The organism is Paracoccus sp. KR1-242, assembly GCF_049446195.1.
GTDB lineage: Bacteria > Pseudomonadota > Alphaproteobacteria > Rhodobacterales > Rhodobacteraceae > Paracoccus > Paracoccus broussonetiae.
Window position 1 is genome coordinate 176,707 of the sequence record NZ_JBMSED010000010.1, and the last position, 16,188, is coordinate 192,894.

Here is a 16,188-nt window from a genome sequence, read left to right on the forward strand (position 1 = left end):
GGTCAGTCCAGTTGCGCGCCGCGGCGCTCGGGGATCAGCAACCACATCGCAAAGAAGTCGAGCAGATACAGCGCCGCCAGCATCGCGATCGCTGCCTGGAAGCTCCAGGCCGCCGCAATGGCGCCGACGACCAGCGGGCCAAAACCGCCCACGGCACGGCCGATGTTGAACAGGACGTTCTGGGCCGTCGCTCGGGCAGAGGTCGGATAAAGCTCGCTGATAAGCGCGCCATAGCCACCGATCATGCCGTTGACGAAGAAGCCCATCACCGCGCCGACGACCAGCAATTCGTTGGGATTGCTCAGGCGCGAATAGATCAGCACCATCACGGTCGCCATCAGCATGTAAGTGAAGAAGGTCGGACGGCGGCCGATGCGGTCTGCCATGTGGCCAAAGCAGAAGATGCCCGCGACCATGCCCAGGATCGTGACCGAGGTCCAGATTGCCGACTGGGTCAGCGCAAACCCGAACTGGGTGGCGAGATAGTTCGGCATCCAGATCATCACGCCGTAATAGCCGAAGTTCTGGACCGAGCACAGGATGACCATGCCAAGGCTCAGCTTGGTCGTCTCCCTGTCTTTGATCAGCAGTTTCAGGGCGGATTCGCGCGGGGCGTCCTTGGATTTCGCGACGAAGACCTCAGGCTCGTGCAGCGAATGGCGGATCCAGTAGGCCGCGACCGCCGGGAAGATCCCAAGGGCGAACATGCCCCGCCACCCGATGGTCGGCAACAGCATCGGCGTCACCACCGCTGCGGCCAGCACGCCCGTCTGCCAGCCAAGCGCGACATAGGACGATGCCCGCGCCCGCTTGTTGGCGGGCCATGCCTCGGCCACCAGCGCCATGCCGATACCGAATTCACCGCCAAGACCGATGCCCGCAATCGTGCGATAGGCCAGCAGATCCCAATAGCCCTGCGCCAAGGCGCACAGTCCGGTGAAGACGGCAAACAGCACGATGGTCCAGGTCAGGACGCGAATACGCCCGACGCGATCCGACAGCATGCCGAAGCCGATCCCGCCCAGCACCGCGCCGACCAGCGTCGCCGTGACCAGCGAGGCGGCCTGCGCTTGCGAAAGCGCCAGATCGGCTGCGATGGATTTCAGCATGAAGCCAAGGATCAGCAGGTCGAAGCCGTCCATTGCATAGCCGATAGCCGCGCCCCACAGGGCCTTGCGGGCCTTGGCATCCACCTGCGTCGGTGGTGCGCCCGTGCGCTCTTGGCCCAGAATCTCGTTAGTCGCCATAGCGGCCCCCCCAGTAAAAATGGCAGAGCGAGCGTTCCCAAAAGGCGCGCCCGTCTTGTGCAGGGCCTTGCGGCGGCAATGAGGAAATGGCTGAAGCTCTGCTGATGCTTCTGGATCTGACGCTACTCTCAGCAAGTATCAAATTCAAGATCGCTCTCAAAATTGAGATTTCCTTGAAAAGCGTAATTCAGTCCGAAGGTTATGAATGCCCGCAAGGGCGTTCGCGTCAGCTGTCGAGAGCGGCGGTGCGGTCCAGTACGCCCCGCAGGATACGAATCGCAGATTCGCCCCGATGCGAACGGCGCCACATGTCTTCCGTCAGGCGTTCGTAAAGGCGCACCGGCTCGGCATCGCTGGTCACCATCGCCACACCCGAGCGAAGGTTGGGAAGATCACCAGTCAGGCGGAATGGACTTATGCAAACCAAGGCCTTGCCGCTGCGACGGAAGGTCTGGAACGTAAGGTTCGGCAGGGTCGAATCGATCACGCCGATCTGCACGCCCATCGGCTCGGTTTCAATCAGCGAGATCAGGTGCTCGACTTCGCGACGGGCGGCCAGACGGCGTTCGACCTGAATATCAGCGAGCAGGTCGAACCTTCCGACCACGCCGGTGCGCAACCAGCGTTCGACCTCGGGCGCGCTGACAAAGTTGATGACACTCAGCCTGCGCTTGGCGCGGGCACGTTTGCGTTCTTCAAGTATGGCCATGATCGCGTCGACCTCGGCCATTTCACCATGGGTCGGACTATTGCCCGATTCCGCTTCCAGCAACGCCTGTCGCAGCGGGGCCATATAGGCGTCCGAGGTCAGCAGATACGACGTCGGCGGGAAATAGGCGATGACCTGATCCGCGTCTTCCTCGGCCTGCCGCATCCGTTCGAAATAGCTGAGAACATTGTCGTAATACTCGACCCCCGCGCCGAGTAGCGAGGCGACGCTGGTTTCCAGCAGGCTCGCCAGCTTTTCCAGCGTCTCGATCTTGACGACTCCGCCACCCTCGATCCGATAGACCGCAGCGCGCGAGATGCCCAAGGCATCGGCCACCGCTTCGGCCGCAAGGCCCCGGCCCAAGCGATATGCCTTCAGTCGCTGGCCGATCTGGTGGAAGTCAATCGAGGTCATGTTCATCTCGCCCGTGAAACATGTCTCATTTTATAGACGAGCCGTGGCGATTGATAGGCATCTCCTCCCCAAAAGGAGCCCAGATACATCTCAACGGCATTGACCCGCCGAACTTCAGTACCGTGGGCGAGCTGGCGAGGAATGATCGACCCAAGGACCGCAGACAATTCCCCACATTTGGCCAAGGCGGGTCAGGTCCAAGAGAAATGAGAGGCTCATTCCTTCAGACAAGATCATGCGCGGCAAGAAGAAATCCATCTTGATAGGACAAAGCGAGAAAGCGCAGCTCTAACCCCGTCAGGATCATTCCAAGCGAATTGACTCGGTGCGCCCGGCACCCACAATAGTGCTGTCACCTGTGGAGGCTCGTCATGAAATACGCGTTTGCCGGCGCGCTGGCACTGGGTTTCCTTGCACTCCCCGCCTGGTCCCAGAATGGGGCCTTGCCCCTGGATCAGCAGATGGTCGAACGGCGTGGGGTCGAGGCGATGATCTGGGGTATGCCGGCGGTCAACGCCGACCTGATGCGGCAAGAAATGCTGTCGCGCACCGAGGCAAAGCAGAACGACATCCTGTTCTGGTCGCGACCTGCGGACTGGCAGAACCAGACCCTGACGCCGAACCCGGATTCAATCTATTTCATGTCCTTCTGGAACGTGAAGGACGGACCGATCGTGATCGAGGTGCCGCCAGCCGATGGCGGCTCGATCGCGGGCAATATCGTCGATGCCTGGCAAATGCCGCTTGAGGATGCCGGCCCGGAAGGGGCCGACCAGGGCAAGGGCGGGAAATACCTGATCCTGCCGCCGGGCTATCAGGAAACCGTGCCCGAGGGCTACGTGGTCCTGCCCTCTGCCACGTTCACGGGCTTCACGCTTCTGCGGTCGAACATGACCAGCCATGCCGAGGAAGACATCGCCAAGGCCGTGGCCTATGGCAAGCGGATCGCCGTCTATCCGCTGACGCAGGCCGAGAACCCGCCCGCGACGAAATTCGTCGATGCGTCCGGCGCGATGTTCGATGCCACGATCCGTTATGACGCAAGCTTCTATGCCAATCTTGACCGCGTGGTGCAGACCGAGCCTTGGCTGGAGCGGGATCGCGCCATGATCGACCAGTTGCGCGCCATCGGCATCCAGAAGGGCAAGCCCTATGCACCCGACGCGGCAACGACCAAGGTCTTGGACCAGGCTGCCAAACAGGCGCATGCGTGGCTTTCGGCCGAATATGACAAGGGCTTTCCCGTCATGAACGAGGGCATCGGCTGGTTTCCAGCGGCCCGAGCAGATTTCGTGAAGGCAGTGCAAAGCAGCTATGGCGACCGCGACGAATACCCGGTCGATGCGCGCGGTGTTACCTATACGCTGGGATTTACCGGCATCAAGCGGATCGGCACCGCGCAATTCTACCTGATGACCAGCAAAGACAAGGACGGGGCGGCCCTTGATGGTGCGGGAACCTATCGCCTGACGGTTCCAGCCAACGCACCCGTCGAACGCTATTGGTCGGTGACGGCCTATGACCGGGAAACCCATGCACTGATCCATGAAATGGACCGCGCCAGCATCGCTTCGATCACCGAGGGGGTGAAGACCAATGCCGACGGCTCGGTCGATGTCTATTTCGGCCCGGACGCACCTGAGGGCAAAGAGTCGAACTGGGTTCCCACCGACCCCAAGGGCAAGTTCGAGTTGCTTTTCCGCCTCTACGGACCGCAAAAACCGCTCTTCGACAAAAGCTGGAAACTGCCCGATGCCGAACGCCTTCAATAGCGCGAAGCACCGGGCAACGCCGGATCGGGATCTTCAAACCGCCAAAGAAAGCCCGCCATAGCGGCTGATCTCGGCCTCGATTCCCGTGACAAGGCTGTCGAGCGCCGGGTTTCTTGCCTTTCTCGCGCGCCGAATGACATAGGCCAGCGCGGGCGGGGCGGGAAAGCGGTCCGAGAGGATCTGCATTTCGGGGCGCAGGTGGCGTTCGTTCAGCAGCGCGACGCCAAGACCCGCATTGACGGCGGCGACGATCCCGGCCGCGCTTGTGCATTCGAAGACCGTTTCCAGCGCCGCCCCGCCATCCTGCCCAATATCCAGCGCCCAACGCCGATAGAAGCAATCATCGTCGAAGGACAGGAACGGGATTGCACCATCCGTGTCCAAGACCAGCCCGGGCGACTTCACCCAATGAAGCGCCTCGCGGAACAGGACGATATCGGTCGGGCGCACCTCATGGGCAAAGACCTGGACGATGGCCGCGTCAAGTTCTCCCCGGTCCAGCATCGCGCGCAGCACCAGGCTCATACGGACCTTTGTGCGGACCGTAACCTGAGGATGCAACCTGCGGAACCGCCCCAGAATACGGGCAAGTTCCGAGCAGCTTGTATCCTCGGTCAGGCCCAGAAGGATGCGCCCCGCAATCTCGGTCCGGGTCAGGCCAAGCAGCGCTTCGTCATGCAACGCCAGAATTCGCCCGGCATAGTCGAGCAGTTCTTCCCCCAACGCGGTGAAGGTCGGCGCGCCTTGCCGGCGGTTCAGAAGCTCGCAATCAAGGCTGGCTTCCAGTCGCTTGATCTTGTGGCTGACCGCTGATTGTGTCAGGCCAAGCGCCTCGGCCGCGCGGGTGATCCCGCCATGCTGCCGGATCGCGCGAAGTGTCCGCAATGCGTCGATATCAAGGCGTCTGGTGTTCAAGTCCGTCATGACCACTCTCCCTGCCCGTATGGTCACAACATGACGACCTGAGTTGGATCGCGCAAGTCGCCATGACTATCTTGACAGATATATCATGCCAGCATCGAAATTTGTCATGTGCGAAGGGTGTGCACCTTCACTATGTCGGATCGGCAACCCCTGATGTGCGAGCCACGACCATGACCGACATTGTCCCGACCTGCACGCCTCAAAGGCATCCGCTGCTGTGGCCTGCGATGGCGGCCCTGCTGATCTTTGGTTGGAGTTCGGGATTCATCGGGATCCGCTATGCGAATGAAGAGGCCAGCGTCTTCCTACTGCTTTTCTGGCGCACGCTTTTGTCTGGGCTGATCCTGTTGCCTTTTGCGCTGGCCTTTGGCCCCCGGCTTGGCCTTCGCGCGGCGGTGGCCCAGATGGGGTTCGGCGTTATGGCGGTATTCCTGTATCTGGGTGGCTTCGCGCTGGCGATCGAGCAGCGCGTGCCGACGGGCCTTGTCGCGCTGATCTCGGACCTGCTGCCGCTGGCGATCGCCGCGTTGTCCCAACCCTTGCTGAAAGAGCGGCTGACCGCCCGGCAATGGCTTGGGACGGGCATTGCGGTCGCTGGTGTCCTGACCGTCTCGTTCGGCAGCCTGAGCTTTGGCGCAGCACCGCTTTGGGCCTATGGGATTACCGTCGGATCGATGCTGGTCTTTGCATTTGCGTCTGTGCTGCACAAGGGCCGCAAGACGCTGCATATCCCTGTCCACCAAAGCCTGTGCATCCACACCCTTACCGGGTCGGTCCTGTTCGGCATCTGCGCACTGCTGGCGGGGGACGGACTTTCCCCGCCGATGACGGGCAAGTTTGCCTTTGGCATCGCCTGGCTTGTGCTGATCGGAACCTTTGCCGCCTATTCCGTCTATTACACCAGCCTGCGGATGTTTCCCGCCGCCAAGGTCAGCGCCGCGATCTATCTCAGCCCGCCGGTCACGATGCTTTGGGCGTGGGCGCTGTTCGACGAACCGCTGACGGCAACGATGTTCGTGGGGCTTGCGATCACGCTGGCCGGGGTCTGGCTGACGTCGCGCGACTGAATGATCGCCGGGGCGGGCCGGGTTTTTTCCCGGCACCGCCCCGTCGGCACTGCCTTCAGTTCATCGCGGCTTGCGTGACGACAGGCGTTTGCGGCGCCGCGACCCAGCGCACCGCACCCGGAACGGCAAACCCACCCTGGGCATAGACACCGCGCATATCCGTCGCGCGGCCGACAGTTTTCAGCAACATCGCGTCGGTTGTCTTTACGACATGGATGGCCTGCGGCTGGGTCGCGGCGGGAACTTGACGCCCGTTCTGCTGCTCGGCCGCGAAGGAGGCACCGGCGATAATCGGCGAGAGAGAGGCGGCAACGGCAACAACCGTCGCAAAATTGCGAATACGCATGATCTGGAATCCATCTGCTGAGGGGTAATCTGTGTCGTGTGGATATGTCGCTGGACATGGCATGAATCAAATTGATACGATTCATTGTGGATATCGATCACGTTCATTTGTCAGGTCTCGACCTGAATCTGCTGGTCACGCTGGACATCCTGCTGTCCGAACAAAGCGTGACCCGCGCCGCCGCGCGCATGGGCGTCACCCAATCCGCGATGAGCCATTCGCTGGCGCGGCTACGACTGGTCTTCGGTGACGAGTTGCTGACGCGCGTGCCGCAAGGCATGCGGCCCACGCCGCGCGCACGCGAATTGCATGGCAGGCTGCGCGATGTCCTGAACGCCGTGCAGGGCCTGACGGCGCGGCCGCAGGCATTCGATCCGGCCACGGCGGATATCCTGTTCACCCTTGGCACGGCGGATTCGACCGAGGCGTTGATGATGCCGGGCCTGCTGGCGCGATTTCAGCAGACTGCACCGGGCGTCCGGTTCCTGCTTCGCAACATCGACCGGCAGCGTGTTCTGGAGGATCTGGACAGCGGCCGCATCGACATGGCCATTGGCGTTTTCGACGATGGCCGGATGCATCACAAGCGCCGCGTGCTGCACCGGGACCGCTACATGTGCGTCTATAACCCGCGCCTGCTGGACCTGCCGGACGGGATCACGCTTCAGGACTATGTCCGCCTGCCGCATCTTCTGACCAGTCTTGTCGAAACCCCTGTCGGCGTAGTCGATGACGCGCTGGCCAAGCTGGGCCTGACGCGGCGGGTGGTGATGACGACACCGCGCTTTGCCGCCATTCCCTTCGTCCTGCAACAGGCGCCGGTCATCGCGACCATGCATGCCCGAGTCGCCGCTTTCTTCGCGGAAAGCATTGGCCTGTGCCTGTGCCCGCCCCCGGTCGAACTGGAGGAGGTCGCGATCTCGATGATTTGGCACAGTTCAAACGACAATGTCCCGGCGCATCGCTGGCTGCGCGAGCAGATCGTCGACTTGCGCAAGACCGCGCAGGCGGCCGCGGCAGACCCGCTCCGCCCCTAGGTCGTGACCACGACCTTTCCGAATTGCTGGCCGCTTTCCAGATAGGCATGGGCCTCGGCAATCCGGTCCAACGGAAAGCTGCGATCGATCCGTGGCACGATGAAGCCCGCAGCGGCGCCCTTGGCAAGAAACTCCTGCGCGCGGGTCAGCGCGTCCGGATCATCCGTTACCTCGGTATACAGGTATCCGCGCAGGTTCAGGCTTTTGCGCAATGCGAGCTTCAGCGGAAAAGGCGTCGGATCGGGGCTAAGGGCACCGTGAAGGATGATGGTGTCACGTGGCAGCATCGCCTCGGCGATTGCGGTGATCTGTGGACCACCCACCGCGTCGAAAGCGGCGTGGATCCCATCCGGCGCGATCGTCGCAAGGCTTTGGCCCAGATCCTCGTTCGTGGTGACGATCACTGCCTCGGCGCCGGCCTGCAGCAGCGGTTCCCGCAGGCTGTCCAGCAGGACCGTTCCAATCGGAAAGGCCCCCACTGCCCGCGCGATCTGGATCGCCGCCAGCCCGACAGTCGTATTCGCGGCGGTGATCAGGACGCGCTGGCCCTTGGCGATGCGGCAGACTTCGATCAGCGCGCCGTAAGGCGTGCCATAGGACATCCACAGCGCAGCGGCCTGCAGATCGTCAAAGCCGGGCGGACAAGGCACGACACGCGTTGCCGGAACATTCACCCAATCCGCGCAGACGCCATGCCGGGCAAGCGAAGCACCGGGGACAACATTCACCCGCTGTCCGACGCAAAAGCTGCTGACCCCTTCGCCGAGGCCAGTGATCTCGCCCACCGCCTCGAAACCCAGCCGGGATGGAAGCACGGCCTTTTCGATATAGGTGTTGCGGCGGAACATGACGTCGGCACGGTTCAGCCCGATCGCGCGGACCCGGATCGCGACCTCGCCCGAAGGCGGTGGCGTGGGTGACATATGGTCGATGCGCAGCACGTCCGGCCCGCCAAACGCATGGACGCGGACGACCCGATCCGCGACCGGAACTGAACCCATTCGCCTTCCCCCCTCGTCCCGATTTCCTCTGCTTACATGTCTGCACGCGCAAGGGCGCGATACTCGGCCGGAGTCCGGCCCGCCAGCTTGCGAAAGGCGCGGGTCAGATGACTTTGGCTGGAAAATCCGCAGGCAAACGCGACATGCGCGATCGGCATCGCTCCGCGCAGCAAATGCCGGGCACGTCCGACACGCCGCTCGGTGATCCAGGCATGGGGCGTCATGCCACGCGCCAGGTGGAACATCCGGTGGAAATGAAAGTCCGACAGTCCGGCAAGGTCCGCCATGTCCTCCAGATGGATGACCCCGTCCAGATGAGCCTCGATCCAATCGTCGATCCGGCGCAGGACATGCGGGGAAAGCCCGCTGCGCAATGGCAGCTTCCGGCGGGCAAAGCCGCCGATCATCGTGGCCAGCGCGGATTCCGCCAGCAAAGGGTCGTCATCTTCCGCAGCGCGGGACAGTTGCCGCAGGCCGGATGCCAGTCCCGCATCCTCTGCAAAGGTTGCTTCGTGCAGGTCCATCAGGCGTGCGTCGCAGTCATGGGTTGCCGCGAACCCGCCGCGCAGCCGCGCATCCGAGATATACAGATGAACGAAACGGAACGGGGCCGTGATCTCCCATTCCGAACCGCAGCCTTCGGGCATCACGCAGACCGCTCCCGGGCGACCCGAGATCCCGCCTGCGTCCAGCCGGCGCGTCCCGGTTCCACCCTCCAGATACAGGCTGAAGGTGTGGTTTTCCGGCGCGTCATAGCGCACGCGACCGTGGCTGTTTTCCCAGACCGCAACCGAGCAGCCCGCCCCGAGATCAAGGCGCGCGATGGTATGTGCGGTGGGCGAGCGCCCAAGGAAATCGTGAACCGATTGACGCATGGGCCATGGTTATCCCCAGCCGCCGCGTGACGAAAGAGCCAGGCATCATTTCACCGCAAGAACGTGCAAAACAGACGAGACGAAAATCGCTAATCGCAGCGGCATGAGCACGATTTTCCTATTTGCCGCCACCGTCCTGATCTGGGGTTCGACATGGATCGCGATTTCCGCACAGGTCGGAAGCGTTCCCCTTGTCCAGTCGATCTTTCTGCGCTTCGCCGTTGCCGCCATCATCATGCTGGCGGGGCTGGCCGCATTGGGCCGGCTGAAACGCCCGGCCCAGTGGCGCTTCGTCATCGCACAGGCCCTGTGCCTGTTCTGTTTCAACTTCGTCGGCCTTTACCACGCCGCGGCCTTGATGCCTTCGGGGCTGGTGTCGGTCGTCTTCTCACTGGCTTCTATCCTGAACGCGGCCAATGCGCGCATCTTCTTCGGGGACCGGATCACCCCGCGCACGATCTGCGCCGGCGTGATCGGCGTTCTGGGACTGGCGCTTCTGTTCCGCGATGACCTGTCCGGCACGGCAAACCTGCAGACCCTGCGCGGGATCGGCTGGGCACTGCTTGGGACCATGATGTTCTCGCTAGGCAACATGGCGTCGCGCCGCAATGCCCAGTTGGGCGTGACGCCGACGACGGCAAACGCCTGGGGCATGGGTATCGGGGCGCTGGTGCTGCTGGCGCTGGTCGGTCTGTCTGGGCAGGGCATGGTCTGGCCCGAAACCAGGCGTTACTGGGTTGCCTTGGCCTATCTGTCGGTGATCGGCACGGTGATCGGCTTCACGACCTATCTTCTGCTGGTCGCGCGGCTTGGATCGGCGCGTGCCGGATATGCGACCGTGGTGTTTCCGGTCGTGGCCCTGCTGCTGTCGACATTTTACGAAGGCTATCACTGGACGCCAAGCGCAGCAGCCGGGCTATGCCTGACCCTGCTGGGCAATGTGGTGATGTTTGGCCGGGGACTGCCCCTGCCCCGAGGCATGAAGCGCGCGACCTAGCCGCGGAACTTACCCTCAGGCAGGCAAGGACGATGTGCGCACGCCCACCTCTCTGACCAGCACCGCGACCAGATCCCGCGCGGGCAGGAAGCGGGCACGCGATGCCTCGGCCCCCGACCATTGTGCGCCATACCCGCTTTCAGCCCGCGCCTTCGCCGCCGCATTCAGCGCCTTGCCAAGGTCATAGGTGCATGGATAGGCCGGGATCTCCGCCGCGGGAATGTCCGAGGTCCAGTCGGTGAACCGGTTCGACAGGCAGCGCGCCGGTCGTCCCGAAATCGCGCGCACCATCCGGGTCGTGCCGCCCTGCCGCAGCCGTTCGCGATAGGGCTGGTCGGCCGCGGATTCCGGGCAGCCGACAAACGCCGTGCCAAGCTGCGCGGCAACGGCACCGGCGTCGAGCGCGCGACGGATGTCCCCGCCATCCATGATCCCCCCGGCCGCGATGACCGGCAATCGGATGTCCCGGACCAATTGGCGGGTCAGGTCGCGGGTGGACAGGCGCTCATCCAGCCCGTCCGGATCGAAGATGCCGCGATGACCGCCAGCCTCCCAGCCCTGGGCAATGACCGCGTGCAGGCCAGCCCGCTCGACCTGCCGCGCCTCGGCAAGCGAGGTTGCGCTGCCCATCAAGGTCATCCCCGCCTCGCGCATGGCCGTGATCTGATGTGGCAGGGGAAGGCCGAAATGAAAGCTGACGACAGCGGGCCGCAGGTCCAGCACCAGCCGCAGGAAATCATCCCCGTTGCGGAAGCTGTCATAGATTTCGTGCAATTCCGCGGGCGGCGCCGCCTCGAACTCTGCGAAAAGCGGCGCGGTCCGGCGAATCCATGCGTCCTCGACTTGGCGGTTGCGGCGCGCGGGCTCGTGACAAAAGAAGTTCACATTGAATGGCGCGCGGGTCCTGCCCTGCAACTCGACAATGGCATCACGGGCGGCGGCCGGGTCTGCGGCCCCCAGCCCAAGTGCCCCAAGTCCGCCCGCATCTGACACGGCGGCCGCAAGCCTTGGCGTGGACACCCCAGCCATCGGGGCCTGAAATATCGGCAGGTCGATGGGGACCAGGCGAGACAAGATGGCGGTCGGCGTCATGGAATGCTCCTTGCAGCTGAAACTGACCATGCGCTTGCGGTGGGGGGACATCAACCGCTGCTTGGTCGCGTTGATCTTGCAATCCCGAGCGCAGTTCCTATCCTTGGCGTGATCTGCTGACCGGAGACGCTTCGACATGGATATGACCCTCGCCGCCTTCACCCTTCCGGTATCGCTGCAAGAAGTCCTGTCCCATGCCCGCCTTCGTTTCCCTGTCCGCCCTGTCTTGGTCCAAGCCTGACGGCACACCCCTTTTCACCGATCTCGACCTGATTTTTGGTCCCGAACGCACTGGCGTCATCGGGCGAAACGGGACTGGAAAGACCACGCTGCTGCGCTTGATCTCGGGCGAATTGCGCCCCGCGTCGGGGCAAGTCCAAGCCTCGGGTTCCGTCGCCATGATGCGCCAGGATGCGATGGGGCATCCCCGAGACACGATCGCCGACCTGTTCGGTGCGAGCGCCCAGCTGGATCTTATCGACCGGGCCGAAGCCGGGCGCGCCGCGCCAGATGAGCTGGTCCATGCCGACTGGACCCTGCCCGCGCGGATCGAGGCCGCACTTCTGCGCTGTGGACTTTCGGTTCCCCCCTCGACGCCGCTTGCGTCGCTGTCGGGGGGCCAGCGCAGTCGCGCGGCATTGGCCGCGCTGATCCATGCCGAGCCGGACTTCCTGCTGCTGGACGAGCCGACCAACAATCTTGACCGGGCCGGGCGCGACCGCGTCCTTGATCTGGTCCGCGGGTGGCGGCGGGGCATGATCGTCGTCAGCCACGACCGCGAACTGCTGGAGGAAATGGATGCCATCGTCGAACTGACCTCGCTGGGCGCCACCCGCTATGGCGGCAACTACAGTGTCTTCCGGTCGCGAAAGGACAGCGAGTTGAACGCGGCGCAGCAGGATCTGGTCCATGCCGAGAAGGCCCGCGCCGAGGCGCAGCGCCGTGCCCGCCAAGCAGCCGAACGCAAGGCGCGCAAGGACGGCGCGGGTCACAGGGCAAGGGCCAGGGGCGATCAGCCGAAAATCCTGCTGGATGCCGCGAAAGGGCGGGCCGAAGCATCAGGTGGCGCGGGCACCCGCCTGCGCGAAGCGCGGCAAGTGGCCGCCGAAGAGGCACTTTCAACCGCCCGCGCCCGTATCGAGGTGCTCAATCCCCTCGATATGGACATTCCCTCGACGGGGCTGCCATCGGGAAAACCGGTCCTGCGCCTCGAGAACGTCAGCGGCGGATATGATACGGGCCATCCCGTGATCCGCGACCTTTCGCTGGCCCTGACCGGGCCCGAGCGGATCGTCATCTCGGGACCGAATGGCAGTGGCAAATCGACGCTTCTGCGCCTGATCACAGGAGAACTTGCACCTGAACAGGGCCGGATCGACCTGGCGGTGCCGTTCGCGGTGCTGGACCAGCATCTTGGGCTGCTAGACCCCGACCGCACCCTGCGCGAGAATTTCCAGGTGCTGAACCCCAGGGAGAATGCCCATATGGCCCATGCCGCACTGGCCCGGTTCGGATTCCGCGCCGCCGACGCCCTGCGGCTTGCCAGCACCCTAAGCGGCGGAGAACGTCTGCGCGCGGGCCTCGCATGCGCGTTGGGAGCCACGCCCCCGCCCATGCTGCTGATCCTGGACGAGCCGACCAACCATCTGGACCTTGACGGGATCGCGGCGCTTGAGGCCGCGCTGGAGTCCTATGACGGGGCAATTCTGGCGGTCAGCCATGACGCCGGCTTCCTTGCCTCGCTTTCTGCCGATCATGTTCTGGAACTGGCGGGAGTGGCCCGGCCCGGCTTCAGGGCCTGACCTTTTCGACCACGATCACCGTATCCAGAACGGTTGCCCGGACGCCGTTCGGTCCGGTGGCCTCACGCTCGATCGGACCAACGAAGACCCGCCTCCACCCCGGCAGGTCCAGTGCGGCCAGATCTTCTTCGGCGGTCGGATAGACGGTTTCGGAATCGACCCATGACCAGGGTGGGCAGGAACCATGCGCTGCGATCAGAAGCAGGCCGCGCGGCGCCACCCCCGCCGCCGCGCGGCGCAGTGCGCCCAGCCGGTCAAATTCGACGGGCGAGTGCATGAACATTGAAAAGGCCAGGTCGAACGTTCCCTCTGGGACGGTCGCAGACAGGTCGTGACATTCAAAGCGCGTCATGGAACCAACGCCCGCAGCCTGAGCCGAGGCGCGGGCGGCGGCCAGCGCCGTTTCCGAGACATCGGCCCCGGTTACATGCCAGCCCTGGCCCGCAAGCCAGATCGCGTCGTCGCCACGCCCGCAGCCCAGATCCAGCGCGCGCCCAGGTGCGCGCCCGGCCACGAACCGCACCAGCATCGCCGAAGGTCGACCGTTCGACGGTGTCGTCATCGTGCCATAGTGGCGTTCCCAGAACGAGCGGGAGGTTTCATCCGGGGTCAGGACGGGTTTCATTCTGTCGCCTTTCGTCATGCCTGCAGCACGGCACTGGGACTGGCCGTGTCCGCGAATCTCATGTAACATCAAATGAACCATGAATGTGCCTGAGTCAATCTTTCGCACTTTCGTTTGATACGTGAAAGGATCCTCATGCGCCCCGACAGTCGCCTGCCCCGCGTTCTGCATGCGCTGCTGCACCTTGATCATCTGGACCGCCCGGCGACATCGGAAGAGATCGCGATGATGCTGGGAACCAACGCCGCAGTGGTGCGAAGGACCATGGCGGGGCTGCGCGACGCGGGCATCTTGACCTCGTCCAAAGGACACGGCGGGGGATGGGCGCTGGCGCGCGGGCTGGATGAAATCTCGCTGCTGGCGCTTTACCAGGCCCTTGGCTCCCCTGCACTTTTCGCGATCGGGACGGACGAAGACACACCCTCGTGCCTGCTCGCGCGGGCGGCGAATGCCGCGACCAACGCGGCGCTTGCTGCAGCGCGGCGCGAGTTCGAGGCGGCCTTGCAGGCCGTTTCGGTCGCCCAGATCGTGTCCCTGCCGGCACCCCAACCGAGGGAATGCGGCCACGCCAAGAGCTGAAGCCGATGTGTGTTCGTGAAAGCGGGGGCCTCGGCGGCGCGCCCCGCCCGAAACGCTCAGACCGGGGCCGTTTCCACGCGCGCGCAGCCCCGGATCTCGTCAAGCGAGGCGATGCCCAGCCGCTCCAGCAATTCCCGGAGATCGTCAATAAGGCGCGGAAAGTAATCCGGCCTGCTCATGCTTGCCGCGCCGATCTGCACCAGATGGGCGCCTGCCATGATGTATTCGACAACGTCCTCGGCCGTGACGATTCCGCCCGCGCCGATCACCGGGCGGGTCGCGACCTGGGCCGCCTGCACGCAGCGCCACAGCGCGAAGGGCTTTACGCCCGATCCGGAATAACCGCCAAACCCGGTCGAGCCGCAGACAAATGCCCGGCGGTGGATGTCGATGCGCGCGCCGGGAATGGCGTTGAACAGTACCGTCCCGTCCGCCCCCCCGCGTTCCGAGGCCGAGACGAAATCCTCGATCACCATCTTGGCCGAGGTCGCGGCCTTGGACCACAGCACGACCTTGCCATCCGCCGCCGCGCTGAGGGCGCGGAACATGTCTTCGTTATTCGCGGGATTGTCCCAATAGGACGGCTCATCCCGACCGGCATAGGGGAAGTTGCCATTGACCTCGACCCCTGCGATACGCCCGGAGGCGACGCAGGCGCGGATCATCTGCACCAGTTGCGCCCGCGTCGGCGCCTTGATGTCCACGAAGATCGGCACCTCTTCCGCGGGCAGGTGCGGCAAGATTTCCGCGATGAAGCGGTCAAGCGTCATGTTGTTGATGCCGAAGGCCGACAGATAGCCATGCTCGGTATGGGCAAAGCGGCGGCAGCGGTTCGGCTCTCCCTGCCAGGGCAGGAACGAGTTCGCGACGACCGCACCAAGCTGCGTGATATCGATCACGTCCATATATTCGATGATGTTCCCGAACGTGCCGGCGGCGGTCATGATCGGGTTGCGGAAGGTGACGTTGCGGGCACCCATCGGCACGGTGACGGAAAGATCCAAGCCTGACCTCCTCAGATGAAAGGTGCGGATGAGAATTGCAGCCGCACGAGGTCGACGCGCGGCAGCGCAAACCACGGACCGACGCGGCAGCTTGCCTCACCGTCCTTGTTGTCCCACAGGTTCACATGGCAGCTTCGGCAGGCACCGATGCCGCAGCTCATGTCCATATTGGCGAAAATGAACGGGTCGGCGGCAGGAAATTCCCTGACAAAACCCTGCAGCCGCAGCGGATCCAGCGCAAGAAAGACCGAGGGCCACGCCCGCCCCTGATCCGTACGCTGCCGCAATTCGGCCCACAGGTTCTGGTCCAGGTCTTCTTCGACCAGGATCTCGGCCCCTTCCGCTGCATACGGCGCAACGCGGTAATGAAAGGATCGCGTCGTCACGATCAGCGCCCCCGGACCAACGGGCACGGCGGGGGTCTCGTTCGACCAGACGGTCAAATCCGCACCGACGCAGGGCAGCACGTCCCCTGAGCCAAAGCGGGTCAGAAGGGCCGCACCACCGTCAGGCCGGGCATCCACGGTCGCGGTGCGGCAAAACGGGCTGTGGTGGTGGCCATCCTGGAAAACGACGGTCTGGCCTGGACGAGCCTCGGGCGGCAAGCCCGAGACATCAAGCGCGAGCCAGCGCCATTGTTCGTCCTGGCGGATGGACCGAACACCCGAGATGCGAATTTCGTTCAAGAATCGCATGG

The 16,188-nt window shown here is 63.8% G+C and carries 16 protein-coding genes; 6 read left to right on the top strand and 10 right to left on the bottom strand.

What is annotated here, in order from left to right:
* Positions 1-2: 2 nt before the first annotated feature.
* Both ACO2Q4_RS16050 and ACO2Q4_RS16055 read right to left on the bottom strand, forming a co-directional pair.
* Complete coding sequence (locus tag ACO2Q4_RS16050) at positions 3-1,247, bottom strand: MFS transporter (protein ID WP_311759703.1); 1,245 nt, start codon at positions 1,245-1,247, stop codon at positions 3-5.
* A gap of 226 nt (positions 1,248-1,473) precedes the next feature.
* Positions 1,474-2,370: a helix-turn-helix domain-containing protein gene (locus ACO2Q4_RS16055; RefSeq protein ID WP_311759704.1), complete on the bottom strand. Its 897-nt coding sequence runs from the start codon at positions 2,368-2,370 to the stop codon at positions 1,474-1,476.
* Between the two features lie 371 nt (positions 2,371-2,741).
* On the opposite strand from ACO2Q4_RS16055, the gene ACO2Q4_RS16060 reads away from it, so the two are divergent.
* Positions 2,742-4,142 (top strand): DUF1254 domain-containing protein, encoded by a 1,401-nt coding sequence (locus ACO2Q4_RS16060; RefSeq protein ID WP_423320552.1) that lies wholly within the window; start codon positions 2,742-2,744, stop codon positions 4,140-4,142.
* Between the two features lie 33 nt (positions 4,143-4,175).
* Here the strand turns inward: ACO2Q4_RS16060 and ACO2Q4_RS16065 are convergent, their stop codons facing one another.
* Positions 4,176-5,066 carry a LysR family transcriptional regulator gene (locus ACO2Q4_RS16065; protein ID WP_423320554.1) on the bottom strand — a complete coding sequence of 297 codons (891 nt, stop codon included), beginning with the start codon at positions 5,064-5,066 and terminating at the stop codon, positions 4,176-4,178.
* Between the two features lie 170 nt (positions 5,067-5,236).
* Here ACO2Q4_RS16065 and ACO2Q4_RS16070 point away from each other — a divergent pair, with 170 nt between their 5' ends.
* Positions 5,237-6,133 (top strand): DMT family transporter, encoded by an 897-nt coding sequence (locus ACO2Q4_RS16070; RefSeq protein WP_423320556.1) that lies wholly within the window; start codon positions 5,237-5,239, stop codon positions 6,131-6,133.
* Positions 6,134-6,188: 55 nt separating this feature from the next.
* Here ACO2Q4_RS16070 and ACO2Q4_RS16075 read toward each other — a convergent pair whose 3' ends face one another.
* Positions 6,189-6,479, bottom strand: a complete 291-nt coding sequence (locus tag ACO2Q4_RS16075) for a hypothetical protein (RefSeq protein WP_311759708.1) — start codon at positions 6,477-6,479, stop codon at positions 6,189-6,191.
* Between the two features lie 71 nt (positions 6,480-6,550).
* Here ACO2Q4_RS16075 and ACO2Q4_RS16080 point away from each other — a divergent pair, with 71 nt between their 5' ends.
* Positions 6,551-7,516, top strand: coding sequence for a LysR family transcriptional regulator (locus tag ACO2Q4_RS16080; protein ID WP_395134088.1), 966 nt, complete (start codon positions 6,551-6,553; stop codon positions 7,514-7,516).
* Here ACO2Q4_RS16080 and ACO2Q4_RS16085 read toward each other — a convergent pair.
* Together ACO2Q4_RS16085 and ACO2Q4_RS16090 are read right to left on the bottom strand one after the other, a co-directional pair.
* The gene (locus ACO2Q4_RS16085) at positions 7,513-8,517 is read right to left on the bottom strand and encodes a zinc-dependent alcohol dehydrogenase family protein (RefSeq protein ID WP_423320559.1); all 1,005 of its coding nucleotides are present in this window, start codon (positions 8,515-8,517) and stop codon (positions 7,513-7,515) included. The two genes, ACO2Q4_RS16080 and ACO2Q4_RS16085, sit on opposite strands and share 4 nt — an antisense overlap.
* Before the next feature lie 32 nt (positions 8,518-8,549).
* Positions 8,550-9,392 (bottom strand): helix-turn-helix domain-containing protein, encoded by an 843-nt coding sequence (locus tag ACO2Q4_RS16090; RefSeq protein ID WP_395134092.1) that lies wholly within the window; start codon positions 9,390-9,392, stop codon positions 8,550-8,552.
* A 103-nt stretch (positions 9,393-9,495) separates the two neighbouring features.
* Between ACO2Q4_RS16090 and ACO2Q4_RS16095 the strand changes: the two genes are divergently transcribed.
* Positions 9,496-10,389, top strand: coding sequence for a DMT family transporter (locus tag ACO2Q4_RS16095; RefSeq protein ID WP_395134094.1), 894 nt, complete (start codon positions 9,496-9,498; stop codon positions 10,387-10,389).
* A gap of 15 nt (positions 10,390-10,404) precedes the next feature.
* Here ACO2Q4_RS16095 and ACO2Q4_RS16100 read toward each other — a convergent pair whose 3' ends face one another.
* Entirely contained in the window at positions 10,405-11,481 is a 1,077-nt protein-coding gene (locus ACO2Q4_RS16100) for an NAD(P)H-dependent flavin oxidoreductase (protein WP_423320561.1), read from the bottom strand.
* 194 nt (positions 11,482-11,675) lie between these two features.
* Between ACO2Q4_RS16100 and ACO2Q4_RS16105 the strand changes: the two genes are divergently transcribed.
* Positions 11,676-13,283 (top strand): ABC-F family ATP-binding cassette domain-containing protein, encoded by a 1,608-nt coding sequence (locus ACO2Q4_RS16105; protein WP_423320563.1) that lies wholly within the window; start codon positions 11,676-11,678, stop codon positions 13,281-13,283.
* On the opposite strand, the gene ACO2Q4_RS16110 is transcribed toward ACO2Q4_RS16105, so the two are convergent.
* Positions 13,273-13,908: a class I SAM-dependent methyltransferase gene (locus ACO2Q4_RS16110; protein ID WP_423320565.1), complete on the bottom strand. Its 636-nt coding sequence runs from the start codon at positions 13,906-13,908 to the stop codon at positions 13,273-13,275. The two genes, ACO2Q4_RS16105 and ACO2Q4_RS16110, sit on opposite strands and share 11 nt — an antisense overlap.
* A gap of 135 nt (positions 13,909-14,043) precedes the next feature.
* On the opposite strand from ACO2Q4_RS16110, the gene ACO2Q4_RS16115 reads away from it, so the two are divergent.
* Positions 14,044-14,487: an RrF2 family transcriptional regulator gene (locus ACO2Q4_RS16115; protein WP_311759717.1), complete on the top strand. Its 444-nt coding sequence runs from the start codon at positions 14,044-14,046 to the stop codon at positions 14,485-14,487.
* A 56-nt stretch (positions 14,488-14,543) separates the two neighbouring features.
* Here the strand turns inward: ACO2Q4_RS16115 and ACO2Q4_RS16120 are convergent, their stop codons facing one another.
* Complete coding sequence (locus ACO2Q4_RS16120) at positions 14,544-15,491, bottom strand: hypothetical protein (protein ID WP_311759718.1); 948 nt, start codon at positions 15,489-15,491, stop codon at positions 14,544-14,546.
* Between the two features lie 11 nt (positions 15,492-15,502).
* Positions 15,503-16,186, bottom strand: coding sequence for a hypothetical protein (locus ACO2Q4_RS16125; protein ID WP_311759719.1), 684 nt, complete (start codon positions 16,184-16,186; stop codon positions 15,503-15,505).
* Positions 16,187-16,188: the final 2 nt, after the last annotated feature.